Source organism: Bdellovibrio sp. ZAP7 (genome assembly GCF_006874645.1).
In the GTDB taxonomy this organism is placed as follows: domain Bacteria; phylum Bdellovibrionota; class Bdellovibrionia; order Bdellovibrionales; family Bdellovibrionaceae; genus Bdellovibrio.
In genome coordinates this window covers 1,579,360-1,595,280 of sequence record NZ_CP030082.1, presented here as the reverse complement: position 1 = coordinate 1,595,280, position 15,921 = coordinate 1,579,360, and the positions used below count along the sequence as shown (strand labels likewise).

Annotated in this window: 10 protein-coding genes; 9 read left to right on the top strand and 1 reads right to left on the bottom strand. The window is 44.9% G+C overall.

Annotated features, from left to right (window positions below; all coding sequences use genetic code 11):
- The 9 genes from DOM22_RS07760 to DOM22_RS07720 all read left to right on the top strand — a co-directional run bounded on the left by DOM22_RS07760 (nt 1) and on the right by DOM22_RS07720 (nt 14,304).
- Nucleotides 1-3,711 (top strand): tetratricopeptide repeat protein, encoded by a 3,711-nt coding sequence (locus tag DOM22_RS07760; protein ID WP_142699817.1) that lies wholly within the window; start codon nt 1-3, stop codon nt 3,709-3,711.
- Nucleotides 3,712-3,725: 14 nt separating this feature from the next.
- Nucleotides 3,726-3,974, top strand: a complete 249-nt coding sequence (locus DOM22_RS07755) for a hypothetical protein (RefSeq protein WP_142699816.1) — start codon at nt 3,726-3,728, stop codon at nt 3,972-3,974.
- A 25-nt stretch (nt 3,975-3,999) separates the two neighbouring features.
- Nucleotides 4,000-5,454 (top strand): AgmX/PglI C-terminal domain-containing protein, encoded by a 1,455-nt coding sequence (locus DOM22_RS07750; RefSeq protein WP_142699815.1) that lies wholly within the window; start codon nt 4,000-4,002, stop codon nt 5,452-5,454.
- A gap of 14 nt (nt 5,455-5,468) precedes the next feature.
- Nucleotides 5,469-6,221, top strand: a complete 753-nt coding sequence (locus tag DOM22_RS07745) for an outer membrane beta-barrel domain-containing protein (RefSeq protein WP_142699814.1) — start codon at nt 5,469-5,471, stop codon at nt 6,219-6,221.
- Between the two features lie 35 nt (nt 6,222-6,256).
- A complete protein-coding gene (locus DOM22_RS07740; RefSeq protein WP_142699813.1) occupies nt 6,257-8,380 on the top strand; it encodes a hypothetical protein in 2,124 nt (707 codons plus the stop codon).
- A 14-nt stretch (nt 8,381-8,394) separates the two neighbouring features.
- Nucleotides 8,395-9,042, top strand: a complete 648-nt coding sequence (locus DOM22_RS07735) for a hypothetical protein (RefSeq protein ID WP_142699812.1) — start codon at nt 8,395-8,397, stop codon at nt 9,040-9,042.
- A 175-nt stretch (nt 9,043-9,217) separates the two neighbouring features.
- Nucleotides 9,218-10,879: a methyl-accepting chemotaxis protein gene (locus DOM22_RS07730; RefSeq protein WP_142699811.1), complete on the top strand. Its 1,662-nt coding sequence runs from the start codon at nt 9,218-9,220 to the stop codon at nt 10,877-10,879.
- A 182-nt stretch (nt 10,880-11,061) separates the two neighbouring features.
- A complete protein-coding gene (locus DOM22_RS07725; RefSeq protein WP_142699810.1) occupies nt 11,062-12,723 on the top strand; it encodes a methyl-accepting chemotaxis protein in 1,662 nt (553 codons plus the stop codon).
- Nucleotides 12,724-12,825: 102 nt separating this feature from the next.
- Complete coding sequence (locus tag DOM22_RS07720; RefSeq protein WP_210415708.1) at nt 12,826-14,304, top strand: methyl-accepting chemotaxis protein; 1,479 nt, start codon at nt 12,826-12,828, stop codon at nt 14,302-14,304.
- Here DOM22_RS07720 and murJ read toward each other — a convergent pair.
- Complete coding sequence (gene murJ, locus DOM22_RS07715) at nt 14,301-15,878, bottom strand: murein biosynthesis integral membrane protein MurJ (protein ID WP_256373509.1); 1,578 nt, start codon at nt 15,876-15,878, stop codon at nt 14,301-14,303. The two genes, DOM22_RS07720 and murJ, sit on opposite strands and share 4 nt — an antisense overlap.
- Between the last annotated feature and the right edge of the window lie 43 nt (nt 15,879-15,921).

The window sequence follows — 15,921 nt, the reverse complement described above, 5'->3', positions numbered from 1 at the left end:
ATGAAGCTGCAAACTATAACGTTACTTCTGGCAATACATTTATTCTCGTTGTTGTGCTTTGCAGAAAAGAATGAAAAAGGACTTATCCCAGAAGTCCGTATGTCTAATGACGAAGGTGAGAACGAAAAGAAAGCTCTTCGTTCCGAGTTGATGATCACTCGCTCGGAAAATAAAGCGATCGACTCCCTTCAAGCGGTTATCAAAAAACAAAAAGGCTCTTCGAATGAGGCGGACTTATGGTACCGCCTTGCGGAGCTTTACATGCGCCGTTCTAAGTCCGGTCGTTTCTTTGACTTGAACCGTGACAATCCGATGATGAAACTCTCCCCGTTCCCGATTCCAAATGAAAAGGGCTCGGAGTCAGTTAAGCGCGCAATGAAGATCTATTCCAAAATCGAAGCGGATTTCCCAAGATTCCGTTTCATGGACGAGGTTCTGTTCAACAACGCCTTTGCTCACCAACAAGTGGGTCAAATGAAAGGTTCGAACGAACTTTACCAACGTCTTTTGACGAACTTCCCAAAATCACCACTGGTTCCAGATGGAACTTTGGCTTTGGGTGAATTGCTTTATGAACAAGGCAAATTTGCTGCGGCCCTGGAGCAATTTGAAAGACTTGAAAAATTTCCGAACAGCCGTGTTTATTCTTACGGTATGTATAAAGCCGCTTGGGCTTGCTACAACATGCGCGATAGCGAATGCGGTATCAAGAAACTGGTTCAGGTTGTAAAAAACAATCCACCACTTCAAGATGGTGAAGTCCCAACCAACCGTCACAATCTACGCAAAGAGGCTTTGCGCGATTTGACGATATTTATTGGTGACTCCTACCCTGCAAACAAACTTTATTCTTTCTTTGAAGACATTACGACAACTGATGAGTTGGGTGAGTCTATGATGAACCTTGCGAAACTTTACGAATCGCACAGTCGTCAAAAAGAAATGAACATTTTCCTGGAAGAATACATCGACAAACACCCAACTGGTCCCGACGTGGTTAAATCCCACCTTTTGCTGGTTGAAGCCAACGAGACGTTGAAAAAACGTGATTTGGTCTTGAAGCACATGCAATTTGCTTCAGATCTTTGCCGTGCTGATTCCTCTTGGAAAAAAGAACAGAAAAAAGACGCTGTGATCACTTCCTGTGATGAAGGTTTCCGCCGCACCAGCCTGGATATGGCTAAAAAATGGTGGGAGATCTGGCTTAAGAACAAACAAAACACTGAGTTCTCGAACCTGACTCAACAATTGTTTAAACTGATGCTTGATATCGAAGATCCTGCGAAACCGGATTTGAAAACACGTTTTGCTTATGCAGAACTTCTTTTCCAACTGGGTAAATTCGATGAGGCTTCGACACAGTATAAAATCGTGGGTGACAAATCCACTGACGATATCCTTCGCCATGACGCGAACTACGCTGCCCTATTCTCCAAAGAAAAATCTATCGAGAAAAAATCAGAACCTTTGAAGGAATCTGAGCGTAAAGAATTGGCTGCAAACTATTTGGCGAAACACCCTACTGGGAAATACGCTATTGCGGTTAAATTCAAAATCGGTCACATCGCCTACGAAGAAAACAACTACCCTGAAGCTGAAAAATGGTTGAAGCCTTTGACGACAATGAAAGGCAACGACGATATCCGCAGAAAATCAGAAGACCTGGTTTTGGATATGCTTAATATCAAAAAAGACTTCGTGGGCATCAAAGAGTTCTCGAAACAAATCGCGAATTCGACAACTGATGCTTCTCGTAAAAAGAACATGAACAAGATCCAGGAAGAAGCTCACTTCACTGAAATTCAGGAGTTTGCAAAAACTGGAAACAAAGACCAAGCAGCTCAAAAGTTGATTGCTTACGCTAAAGAGCATGACAACTCCAAACTTTCTCAGGATGCTTTGTGGCAGGCAATTGGTATTCTTTATACTGAAGGCAAAGTCTATGACGCTGCCGAGATGTCTTTGAAATACGTGCAAAAATATCCAGACGATAAAAAGAACCTGGATGCTTTGAAAGACTCTGCCAAAGCCTATGCTGACATCGGTCAGACGGCCAAAGCCGCTGATACGTTGGCGAAAGTGGCTGAATTGGATAAAAAAGGTCGCAACCAATACCTGGAAGCGGCAGCTGATATCTATGTGATGGAAAAACGTGTGAAAGACGCTCGCGCCTCTTACATGGGTATCCTTTCAGCAGCAGACAGCAAAACGACAGAGCGTATTTACGGTAAGCTTCTTGATTCTTATAAAAACGACAAAAAGTCTCCAGAGTACGACAAGCTTTTGAATCAAATCTCTGCTAAAGGTATCGAACCTTACACGACAGAAGCGATGATTGAGAAAGCTCAAGCTCTGCTTGACGCCGGCAAAATGACTGCAGCGTTTGATCTTTCAATGAAGGCCAACGGCCGTTCTGTACCTGCAGAAACTCGTGCCGCTGCCCGTCTGATTCAAGCTGCGGTTTTGGAAAAAGAATTCATCGCCCAAAGCGTAAAAGCTCGTGAAGAGAAATTCGCGACAGTTCTTGCGATCAAAACTGAAAAACTTGATAAAGCGCAAACGGCTTATGTGACTGCTTTGAAAATGTCCAAAGACCCTTATCAACAGTTGGAAGCTTTGCGCGGTATTGACCGTGTGTATGGCAACTACATTGATAGTTTAACTTCAATGCCACTTCCTGCTTCTTTGAGTCCTGATGACCAAAAGCAATTGCGTGGAGAGCTTGCGAAGTTGACGAATCCTATCCAGGATAAAAAGAACGACAACGACGCGAAGCTAAAAGCTTTGGCGGCAACTGTTGGTCAATCGGCGACGACAACACGCTCTTATGTAAGCATTGGCGCTGACAAAACGATCACACCGATTGCTCAGTTCCCTGCTCCAGAAAAATTGAGTGTTTTCCTTCCGGCATCAGCTGATATGATGATTGGTAAGGTGTCTCGTTATGAGATTCGTCCTAATAAGACATGCAACAAAACTGCTGTAATGACTGGTGATATTTCAAAAGTAAACACTTTCGAAGTTGCTGGAAATTGTTATGGTTCTAGACAGTTCGATATCGTGGAAAAACTGGGCTTGGAACTCGCTAAGAGCAAAGAAACCAGAGCCCTTGGTCTTTTCTATGCGAGCGTCGGAGCTGAAGGTAAAGGCTATAGCGACAAAGCGATGTGGTTGATTGATGCTGCTTTGAAGGCTCAACCTGAAGCGTCTCCTTTTGTATATCAAAAGGCTCGTTTGACTTATAAAGAAGATGGCATCAAATCCGCGATGCAATATTTTGAGAAGGTTTTGGACATGCAAATGCCTTCGACAGAAATGGAAACTTTCGCTGGTGTGAAGGCTTTCTCAGAGGGAGATTTCTCTCGCGCTGTCGAAAAATTTTCTACACTCCAAAAAGATCAGTTGTATACTTTAAATGTGGGAACGCTTTTGAGTGAATCATATGCTCAAAAGGGTCAGGTCGATAAAGCTCTGGCAATGATCAAAGATTTGATCACTGCGAATAAGAAAGACAATATCGACTACCTTCTGGAACAAGCTCATATCCTTGAGACTTTCAAAGGAAGCCCCACGCTAGCGTTGGATTCCTATGAAAAGGCATTCAAAGCCAGCAGCGCGCAAGCAGATTTGCGTGAATGGTTAAGCAAGAAAATTCAATTTATCAAAAATCAAAACAAAGTCGGTCAGCACGTAACTTCGGGAGACTTGTAGTATGGAGGGTACAAGTGAAAGCTTTCATCCAATTGATGACAGTTTTTCTTCTTCTGGGGTCAGCGACTGCCTTTGCTAAGCAAAGAACAGTTCGTAAAGTCCAGGAAGTAAATTTCGGTGACATGAACCTCAAGGGTACAGTTCGTAACCCTGATGGCGCATATCTAGTACAAAAACGCGGTATTAAATTTATGCCGTTGTATGACGTACAAAAAGATATGGACGGCCGCATCAGGGAATCAGCGCTGTATTTGAATAACTAAGATTATTTTTACTTAGAGGTGTATTATGCTCACGTTGATTGTACGTCAGTCTCTAAAAGATGGGACTGCAAAAACCTGGAAATTGAGACCAACGAATGAAACTCAAACGTTTGGTTCTTCCCGCCTAGCGGATATTATTTCCATTTCTCCAAAGACAAAAGGTATTCAAGGTGTTTTTGAATATCGTAACGGTCAATGGTTCTATGTTGATATGGATATGGCTACCTCCAGCGGATTGAAACAATCCCCGGCCATCGCCTTGAACAAGGACACGACTGTAACTTTGGATGAATGCACATTGCAATTCGATCCGATCAAAAAAGATGTCGACCTTTATGCCCGCTTGGATAAAGCCGGCCGCGATGAATCAGTTGGTAAGAAATTCCAATTGTTCATGGTGAAACAACATGGTCGAGTGCTACAGACTAAAATCCAGCCTTTGAACAAAGCGTTTAAACCTGATTTCAGTAACACCAAAGTGGCTTGCGTGCCTTCTCAGGAATGGCATCGTCAGTTGTTGGGTGATGTCGAAGTATCACAAAGAACGCTTTCTATGGACGATGCAGCGGCTATGGGTCGCTTCAACACTTCTTCCCTGGTGGATGAAGACTCCAAAAAAGGCGTGATCTTGATGTTGGGTGCCGCTGCCCTGTTTGTGACAGCCGCATTGTTTGGACCTAAGACAGATATTCACTCGATTGCAGTGGAACAGCCTAAAGTCGCGCAAAAGATCATTGTTAAAACAGAAATTAAGCCAAAGCGTAAAAAGGCCGAAGCGGCTAAACAGCAGCAAGTTGCTGCAGCTCCGGCTGCCGCTTCTCCGAAAAATGATACGCCTGCTGCGGGTGGCGGAGGCAAACTTGCCAACATGATGAAATCGATCTCTGACGGTCGTATTTCTAAATTGATTGGTAAGGTATCAGCACAAGGTGCGAAAAGTGCGAACGTTATGTTTGCTCAAGGTGTGAAAGCTGGCTCCGGTCCTTCCGGTCGTGGCTTGGCAGCTGTAGGCAACATCGAACGCTCTGGTCGTGACTGGGGTGCTGCAGGTAACGGGAGTGGCGTGTTGATTTCCACAAATGGTAAAGGCGGCGGTAAAAACGCTTCCGGCATGGGTGGTATGGCCGCTGGTGGCACTGGTAATGCCGGTGTTGGTTTGATCGAAGAGGAATCTGAGATTACGGGTGGTTTGGACCGTGAGGTTATCGCTCAGTATATCAAATCCAAATTGGGTCAGATTCTTTACTGTTACGAAAGACAATTGAGTGCGAATCCGGATTTGTTCGGTAAGGTCGCTGTTAAATTTACGATCGGTGGTACTGGTCAAGTTGAACAACAGATCATTGGCGATACAACTTTGAAGAACTCAACTGTTGAAGGCTGTATTTTGAATCGTGTAGCCGCATGGAAGTTCCCTGCCCCACAAGGCGGAACGCGCGTGCTAGTTACATATCCATTTTTGTTTAAAAGTACCAATTAGGACGGGGGACCGAAATGTTTAAGAAATCACTATTAATTTTCATCTTGATGACAGCTCAAGCTTTTGCACAAACAGCAAAACAGCCAGCGCCTGCACCATCTGCACAACCAGAGCAACGTGGCAGCGACAAGCTTGACATCAAAAAACTAGAAAACAAGTACTGGGCTGCTAAGGACGAAGACTTTGGCGTGGTACAAAACCGTCGTTATGTAAAAGCAGAGCGCTTTTATTTGACGGCTCGCGCTGGTATTCCAGTGAACGACGCCTTCAGTGAAGGTACGATCATGGGTGCTGACGTAGGTTACTTCTTCAATGAACGCTGGGGCGTGGAAGTTTCTTACAACAACGCGAACCTGACTGAAAATGACAGTACAGAACAGTTCCATACTCAGAACGGTGCGATGCCCGATCACAATATCTTGAAATCATCGTATTTCGCTTCTGCGATCTGGGTTCCGTTCTATGCAAAAATGTCTGCTCTGGATAAAGCGATCATCTATTTCGACATGGGTGTATCGGTTGGTCTGGGTAACGTAAATTATGAGATCGCAAGATCAACTGGTAATGAAGCCAAATCTTCTATCGGTTACAAACTGGGTGTTTTCCAGCAGATCTTTTTCTCTGAGCACTTTGCGTTGCGCGCAGACTTGATCAACACATGGGCTAATGAATCGCAAAAGCCATACACAGTAAGCAGCCCGCGCGTATTGGGCGATAAAATGGTTAACGATACGTCGTTGATGTTCGGTTTAACTTATTGGCATTAATTTAGTTTACCGTCTTCCAAGGCCGGGGGGTCTTTATGAAAAAGCCAATGAAAGCAATGATGGTACTGCCGCTTCTGTGCAGTGCCGCTTTCGCACAGGAAGTTCAGCACAAGGCGCTGAACGTGAAAAATCAGGGTGCACCCGCAGCTGCAAATCTGCGCGTGAAATCCAGCCTCGTTCCCACCTACGAAATCTATCAAAAGAAAGTAGTTAAAGGGAAAACGGAAACTTTCAAAGTCAAAGCCATTCCAGAGCTGAATATCGGCTTAGAGCGCCAAGTGGAAGCAATTCCGTTGAGCCCTCTCCGCCTGCCCGCTTCTCGTGAATTGGTGGTGAAGGAAATCAAAAAATCTCCTTCCATTGATCCAATGCAGATTAAGGTTCCGCCTTACACTGCTGTGGTCAATCCTCCAAAAGTTTTAACAACTCCCGAGGCATTTACAAAAATCCCGGATGTTAAAATGTTGAGTCCCGTTAAAGATCCATCGACAACTGAACCACAAGTGACGTTGCAGAAAATGGATGAAATGGGTCCAAATGATTATAAATTACTTCAAGCTTTGATCTTCCTTGAGATCCAACAGAACTATGAGTTGGCGATGGGTCTGTTTGCAGAGCTGATGGATGATAAAGAGCACCGTCTAGAAGCTCTTTACAACTATGCGATGACTGCAAAAGGCATGGGTCTGAATACAGAGTTCAGAACTTACATGATCAAAGTTTCCCAAGAAACTAAGAACAAAGAATGGCAAGAAAGAGCAACGAAAGCCCTGGTTGAAGGAATCAAGGTTTTGGAGTTGACTGATATCTCTTTGATCGACCCTTTGGTTGCTAAATACGAAATTGATGTGACTAAAAACGATGAGTACCAAATCACTCGTGCGAAGTACTACTCTTCAATCGGTAATCTGGGTCTGATGGAAGACGCATTGATGTACATCGATGAAAAATCCAAAAAGTATCCAGAGGCTTTGTTGCTTTCAGGTCTATTCAACTATCGTCAAAATAAAGTTGACGAAGCTGTTATCAACATCGAGAAATTGTTGAAAGCGACCGAAGACGACAAGAAATCTCAAATCAGAAACGTGGGTGCGATCACTATGGCTCGTATCCAGTTCCAAAAAAGCATGTACAAAGAGGCGTTCCAGTCTTACCTGAAGGTAGACCGTTCCAGCCCGCTTTGGTTGCAAGCCATGACTGAAAGCGCTTGGACTCAGATCTTGTCTGAGGACTATGAAGGCGCTGCCGGTAACATGTTCTCGTTGCACACGGACTTCTTTAAAAATGCCTTCAACCCGGAATCCTTCGTGGTTCGTACAGTAGGCTACTTGAATCTTTGCCAATACGGTGACGGTGTTCAAGTCCTTGAAGAGATGCGTGGCAAATACGGTCCATGGAAAAAGAAATTGGAAGAGTATAAAACTTCCCACAAGAAATCTTTGGACTACTATGACACTGTGAAAAACTGGGCTAAAAACTCTGACTTGAAAGAAGTTGATGGCTTGCCACGTGCTTTCATCGTGGAACTGGCTCGTCACCCTGGTTTCGTATCTGTTCAAAAACAGATCAACAACTATGAAGACGAGATTACGAAGTTCAACAAAATCTCTTTCACATTGATTAAAATGGAAAAAGATTTCCTGACGAAGAAAAATGAAGCCAGCAAAGCTTTAGTCGCGGCGAAAGCTAAAATGAAGCCAGGTGCGGCTCCATCTTCCGCTGTCCTTGATGCTGATAAAAAGCTTTTGAGCTATTCAATCCAGTACCACATCGCCAACAAAGCCCGTACTTCGATCAAAAACCTGCGTACTCAAGGTATCGCACGTATTGAGAAAGAAAAAGACGTGCTTCGTGTAGAAGCGGGTAAAGCCCTTCAAGACAACTATAAAAACATGGTTGCCAACTTGAACCGCGTTCTGGATCAAAATGACGTTCTTCAGTACGAATTGTATTCGGGCGCTGGTGAGCACATCCGCTATCAAATGGCTGGTGGCGAAGTGAACGAAAAAGAACGTCCAGAACTTAAAGTAGCGAAAGAAAAGAGCCTCAACTGGAAATTTAAAGGTGAAATCTGGGAAGACGAAGTTGGTCACTACCGTTCATCTTTGAAAAACGTATGCCCTCAGGATAACTCTGTAGCCGGCATGAATGAGCACTAAGGAAGGAAATACTTATGAAAACATCTCTTAAATTAACAGCAATGACGGTCCTTTTAAGCTTCTCCACTGCTGCATTCGCACAAAATACAGCGAAAGACGGCTTGGAGCGGATTAAGACGAACTTGAACAACTCAAAATCAAATTTGTCAGAGTATCAAAAAAATCTAAAAACAGTTGAAGGTAACTTGAATGAAGTTGCCAAAGCTAAATCTTCCGTGGAAAGCCAGCAAAAAGAAGTGGCTGCCCAAGCTGAAGAAAACACGAAGTCTATGCAAAAGCTTGGTAAACAGGAAATGGAACTGCAAGGCTTGATCAAAGACGAGCAATCCAAAACAGCAGCGGAAAACCAAAAAATCGCGGAATTGGAAGCTATGATCGCTAAGATCAAAGAAAACCAAAAGAAACGCGAAAACAACGTTCAGGACTACCAAAACCAATTGTCCCAATTGGGTGAAGAGAAAAAGGTATGGCAGTCTCGTCGTGACACTCTGAAAGAGCAATATGACAACGTGAACAAAAAAATCCGTGAGCTGGCTTCCGAAGAAAAAGAATGGAAGGGCAAAGAGCAAGGATACAAAGGCGAAGTCAATCGCTGGACTAAAGAAGTAGAGCGCCAACAAAAAATCAGCGACTCTTACAACTCTTTGGCTGAAGTTAAATAACACGAATAATTTCACATTTAGTTCAAAGTTTCGCAAGAGATCAAGTCCCCCGGCTTGATCTCTTTTTATTTGTTTACGTCCAGATTTTCGGAACTCTCCCATTACATCTGTCAAGAGACCTTTATAACCCCTCCCCCTTAACCGAATAGTAGGAAACAACAAATAGGATACTCATATGAACGACGCATTTTTCAGCTCTTGGTTTCGCGGCATCAAAGGAAAACTTCTTTTTGCGGCGGTACTTCCCGTCATCGGCTTTACAATCATCTTTGTTATCGCTTTCAGCAGTATGAAAGCAATCAATGCGATGCTTACCAAAGCGAATACAGAGACGACTCCTAACCTTATTGAAATTGGTGAAATGCGCCAGGCTCGCAATAAATTCAACTATTTGGCGTTAGCCGCGATATATGCACAAGATGCCCAGGAACGAAAAGCACATATTGAGGAGGCACGCACAACTATTCCTGAATACTTCGAAGCCTATGGCAATTACACAAAACTCCCAAGTCCTAAGGAAATCGAAGCTACTGACAACGCTGGTGATAAAGCGGCTCCCCTCTATCGTGCAGCTTTGGAAGAGATCGTTGCACTGTTAGATAAGAACACCGCAGAATCCGACAAAGCAGCACTTGCACTTCTTCATGGTCGTGCGAAAGAAAACGCCAACATCCTAAAAGCGATGACTTCAGCCGCTGTAAAATACTTTGAAAGTCAGTCCGTAAGTGATTCCAAGACAGCTGAAATGAAAATGTCACAGGCAACAACGATCATCGTTGCTACAACCACGGCTACTTGCCTAGTTGTCTTTTCGCTCTTAATTTTCATTGCCGTACGTTTGTCAAAAACAGTCGGCAGCGTTGCACATCGCCTGACTGAATCCAGCCACCAGGTATCTGCAGCCGTTGTTCAATTGAACAGCGCCGGTAACAATCTTTCTCAATCCTCGACTGAATCAGCTGCCTCTTTGGAAGAAACTGTTGCAGCTTTGGAAGAACTGACTTCCATGGTTCAAATGAATTCTGATAATGCGAAGCAAGCTGCAAGCTTGGCAGCAACGTCCCGTCAGTCTGCTGAATCCGGTGAAAACGATATTAAAAACCTGATCACGGCGATGACAGAAATCTCTCAATCTTCCAAAAAAATCGAAGAGATTATCTCAGTGATTGACGATATCGCCTTCCAGACGAATCTTTTGGCTCTGAATGCAGCGGTTGAAGCTGCTCGCGCTGGAGAACAGGGTAAAGGCTTTGCAGTGGTTGCGGAAGCCGTTCGTGCGCTGGCACAGCGTAGTGCTTCTTCTGCGAAAGACATCTCCACATTGATTAAAGATTCCGTTTCGCAAATTGATCGCGGAAGCGACATTGCAGATAAAAGCGGTACGGTATTGTCTAACATCGTAAGTTCAATTAAAAAGGTTTCTGACCTTAACAATGAGATCGCCGCGGCAAGCTCTGAACAAACGACAGGTATTCAGCAAATCAGCAAAGCCATGAATCAATTGGACCAATCATCTCAATCAAATGCGGCTTCAGCAGAAGAAATAGCTGCAACAAGTGGCGAAATCAGTAACTTGGCGACGACGACTCAAACTCTGACTGTGGAATTAACAGAAGTAGTTATGGGTAAAGGTCAATTCACTGAGGAAATCCACGAGCCTAAAAAGGTCATGAAAGCCAAACCAACCCAAAAGGCACACACTGCTAAAGTTATTGCGATGAAAAAGCCACCGGTAAAATCCGGCCCTGTTAAAGCAACCAAAGCCACTCCTGCTGCAGATATGATCCCGTTCGATGAAGATGACGCACGTAAGGTCGGAACGACAGACGGCTTTTAAATCCTTTAATTTAGAAAATACTCTTAAAGGGAGAACGAACCATGGGTTCTTCTCCCTTTTTTTCCACATTTTGACTGAAATACAAGAACTAGACTTCAAGTTTCCTTGATTCGGACCGAAAATTACTTCATCAGGCACCTTCTCCTCGTGCAACTTCAAAATAAAATATAAGGACTGCTATCATGAATCAGACTTCATTGTCTTCGTGGTTCCGTGGGATCAAGGGAAAACTGTTATTCGCTGCCTGCCTTCCAATGGTGGGTTTTGCCATTAATTACGTCATTTCTAGCTCGAGCATGAATAGCTTAGGTACTTTGCTGAATATCGCAAACGGAGATACAATTCCGAACCTGACAGCTGTTGGTGAAATGCGCCAGGCTCGGAATAAATTCGGTTATCAGATTTTTGCAGCCTTAGCGATGGAGACTGAAGAAAAACGTCACGAGCGCATTAAGCTTGCTCGCGAGGGTATCAAAGAATTTAAAGAGAACATGGAGCTTTACAAAAATGCTCCTGCCGCCCCAGAGTTACAAGAAACCGACAAGAAAGCCTATGCAGTCCTTGATGAATATCTGGGCCTTTTGGATAAAGTCGCAAGCTTGGCAGACTCCAATAAAGCAGAAGACCATAAACAAGTTCAAGACCTAATGGATGGACGTCTGTGGGAGCTTGGAAAAATCATGCATCAAATGGCAGGCTCTGCTATGAAGTACTATGACAAAACAGCCCAAGCGAACTCTGCCGAAGCAAAAAGCACTATTGCCAAGTCCAGCACTATCATTCTAATGACAACAGGTGTTTCCTGTTTGGCAATTTTCTCAATCCTTTTATTCATTGCTATCCGACTTTCAAAATCTGTCGGTCACGTCGCAAGCAGTTTGTCGGAGTCTTCAGCACAGGTCGCCTCAGCTGTTGAACAACTCAATGAAGCCGGCAACAGCCTTTCCCAATCTTCCACGGAAGCTGCGGCATCCCTTGAAGAAACCGTTGCAGCTCTTGAAGAGCTGACGTCGATGGTGCAAATGAATTCAGACAATGCGAAGCAAGCGGCGGGCCTTTCAGCCACTTCCCGTCAGAATGCTGAAGCTGGTGAAAATGATATTAAAAGCTTGATCACAGCTATGACCGAAATCTCTCAATCTTCACGTAAAATTGAAGAAATCATCTCTGTTATTGATGACATCGCCTTCCAAACAAACTTATTAGCACTGAATGCCGCAGTCGAGGCAGCTCGTGCCGGTGAACAAGGTAAAGGCTTTGCCGTAGTTGCTGAAGCGGTTCGTGCTCTGGCACAAAGAAGTGCTTCTTCTGCCAAAGACATCTCTTCATTAATCAAAGACTCCGTTTCGCAAATTGAAAATGGTAGCAGAATTGCTGATGAAAGCGGTGCGGTCCTATCTAACATCGTAAGCTCGATCAAAAAAGTTTCTGATCTGAATAACGAAATCGCGGCAGCAAGTTCCGAGCAAACAACAGGTATTCAGCAAATCAGTAAAGCCATGAATCAATTGGATCAGTCATCTCAGTCCAATGCAGCATCCGCAGAGGAAATTGCTGCAACTAGTGGAGAGATCAATAATCTAGCAACGACAACTCAGAACCTGACTGTGGAACTGGGCCAAGTGATCTATGGAACCTCCGACATTCCGGCGATGACTCCTACAGAGAGTCCTGTGAAAAAGTCCCGTGCTGCAACGACTTCGAAAAAGGTCATTCCTTTCAAAAAGCCTGTAACAGCGATGGCCCCTCCGAAAAAGAGCGCGCCAGCTCCCTCAACTGCCTCTGATATGATCCCTTTTGATGAGGAATCAGATCGCAAAGTGGGCACCACTGACGGATTCTAATAAGTAATCTTAGGTGGGGACTGCTCCCCGCCTATTAACAGTTCAATTTTCCACTTCATGAACCTTCTTGTACGAATGCACCACAAGACCATAGAGGTTCATATGCAATCACAGGGTATTTCAAGTTGGTTCAGAGGTATTAAAGGTCGTCTGATGTTTACGGCGATCCTCCCCATTATCGGCTTCGCCATCTTGTTTGGAGTTTCGACTGTGACGGTCAACCGTTACAATGCCATGCTGACAGTCTATAGCAACACGATCGTGCCAAATCTTCAGTATATGGGCGAAATGCGCCAGGCGCGCAATAAATTCGCTTATCAAGCTCTTGCTGCGATGGATGCCGATAACGACACGGACCGAGCCAAAGCGATCACTTCAGCACTGGAAGGTGTTGAAGAATTTAAATCTAACTACAAGTCTTACTCAGAAGCACCGTTTTTGCCTACGGAAGCTCAGATGTTCGAGCCAGCTAAGGTTGTCATTGGAGATTTCTATAAGGCCATGGACTCTATTCTTGAACTGGTTAAAACAAACGATCCTGAAAAAATAAAAGAAGCGCGTATACTTTTGAAGGGTCCCTACACAAAATTCGGCGGTATCGTTCGTAACTTCAATCGTGACGTTGCAAAACTTTACGAGGATACATCTGAAAAACAAGAACTTGAGGCTAAAGCTCTTCAAAAAGAAGCCGCGAATATGCTAATCGCGACTTCGGTCGTTGCGGGTATCGCTATCTTTTCTATCCTTTGTCTGTTGGCTGCGCGCATGTCAGGAGCTGTCGCTTCCATCGCAAGCCGCTTAACCGACGCCAGCTCTAATGTAGCCTCTTCGGTCGAGCAACTTAGCGAAGCTAGCAGCAGTCTTTCCCATTCCTCAACTGAAGCTGCCGCTTCCCTTGAAGAAACAGTTGCGGCCCTCGAGGAATTAACATCCATGGTGCAAATGAACTCTGACAATGCCAAACAGGCGGCAAGTCTTTCCGGCTCTTCACGACAGGCAGCTGAAGAAGGCGAAACGGACATCAAAAATCTGATCACAGCAATGACTCAGATCTCGCAGTCTTCTAGGAAAATCGAAGAGATCATTTCAGTCATCGATGATATCGCCTTCCAAACGAATCTGTTGGCCTTAAACGCAGCGGTGGAAGCCGCTCGTGCCGGCGAACAAGGTAAAGGCTTTGCCGTCGTGGCAGAAGCCGTTCGGGCATTGGCGCAACGTAGTGCTGCCTCGGCAAAAGATATTTCATCTTTGATTAAGGAATCCGTTTCTCAGATCGAACGCGGAAGTGAAATTGCGGATCAAAGCGGAACCGTTCTTGCCAACATCGTAAACTCGATCAAAAAGGTTTCTGACTTGAATAATGAAATCGCCGCTGCGAGTGGTGAGCAAACAACAGGTATCCAACAAATAAGTAAAGCTATGAATCAATTGGATCAGGCTTCTCAATCAAACGCAGCTTCTTCAGAAGAAATCGCAGCCACGGGTGGCGAGATCAATGGTCTTGCAACGACGGCTCAAGGATTGACTGTAGAGCTGAACAAATTGGTATTGGGTATCGATAAATCAATGATCGAAGCTTAAGTTTTTTTACGTTTTACAAAGTCGAGCAGGAACCTCCCCTGCTCGACTTTCATTTTCATAGACGTGTAGCCATACACCAGAACACAGACGGAAATAACACCCACCAAAAAAACCGTCTTGAGCAAACTTGATGAAGTCGCCGTCACCGCATCAGCCATGCTTCCAGCAAAGACCGCCATCATCAAACCCGCCACCAGGATTTTCGCAAGCTCTTTAGCCATAGCCCACCAATTCATGCCGACTGAATACAATCCCATCAAACCTAAAATCATGATGAGCTGTGCCGCGGCTGCAACCAAACTTGAAACCACCAATCCTTGCAGTCCCAAAGACTGAATCCAGAAAGGCGCCATCGTAATATGCAGAGCTAAGCCCAACAAAGAAGTCACTGCGGGCACCCAGGTGTTCTTCACAGCATAAAATGCAGGAATCAAAACTCGGACCGAGGAAACCAAAATCAAACTGATCGCATAAATCTTAAGAACCATTGTCGTACCCACGGCATCCGCGGCACTGAAATGCCCGCGATAAAAAAGTACTTCTACAATCGGCTGAGCCAGACAAAACAACCCCACCGCCGCGGGCCACGCCAAATACAAGTTCATTAAAAAGTGTTCTTGAAGCACCGATTGAAACTGCTCTTTTTGTTTTCGTTGAGCCAGATCACTTAGGGTCGGCAACAACGCGGTACCAATACTCACTGCCACCAACGACAACGGAAGCTCCAGTAAGCGATCGGCCCAGTAAATATAAGACAGTGCCCCCTCACCCAGACCACTCGCAAAATGTAAGTTCACCAAGGTCGCAAGTTGCAGCAGCCCCGCCCCTAAAAGACCCGGCACCATGTTTTTTAAAACCAAGCGCACATCGGAATTCCAAAGCTTTCGGGTGAATCGCGGTAGATAGTTTCTCTCGCGCAGGGCCCACCATAAAATCACGGCTTGCAGCAACCCACCGATAAACACACCCCAAGCCAGGCCGTCCCCGATTTCAGGAAACCACGTTCCCGGCATAAAGGTAAAAACCAGCATCGAAATATTCAAAAGAGCGGGCGCCAAGGCCGGCAAAGCAAAGCTCCCCAAGGCATTCAAAATGCCCATGAAATAAGCGTAGGAACAGACGAAAAACACGAAACCAAACATGATTCGCGCCATACGCACCGTCAGATTCCATTTATCAACGTCGAGCACGTAATTATCCGCTAAAAGCAGCTTTAACAGCGGCTCCATGCTGATAATTCCCCACAGGGTCATTCCGCCCAGGAAAATCAGTAACAATGTGTAAATGGCATTTATAAGGTTTCGGGATCTGTAACCGGAGGCATCTTCGGCCTGAGCATCAATAAAAACGGGAATAAAGCTCACAGAGAGAGAGCCTTCGCCAAAAAGCCGACGGAAAAGATTGGGTAAGCGAAACGCCGCGGTCCACGCATCGGTGACCGTACGGTCAAAGAGGGCAGCCAGAGCCATATCGCGGAATAGGCCCAAAACGCGGCTCGTTAGGGTCCCGCCCGCCATGAAAAAGGCTCTTTTGAAGACCTTTTTGCGATCTTCTTTTAATCCGCTTGCCTCCACAGACACCCTATGTTAATCCCTTTGGTTCGTTTATAAAGATTAA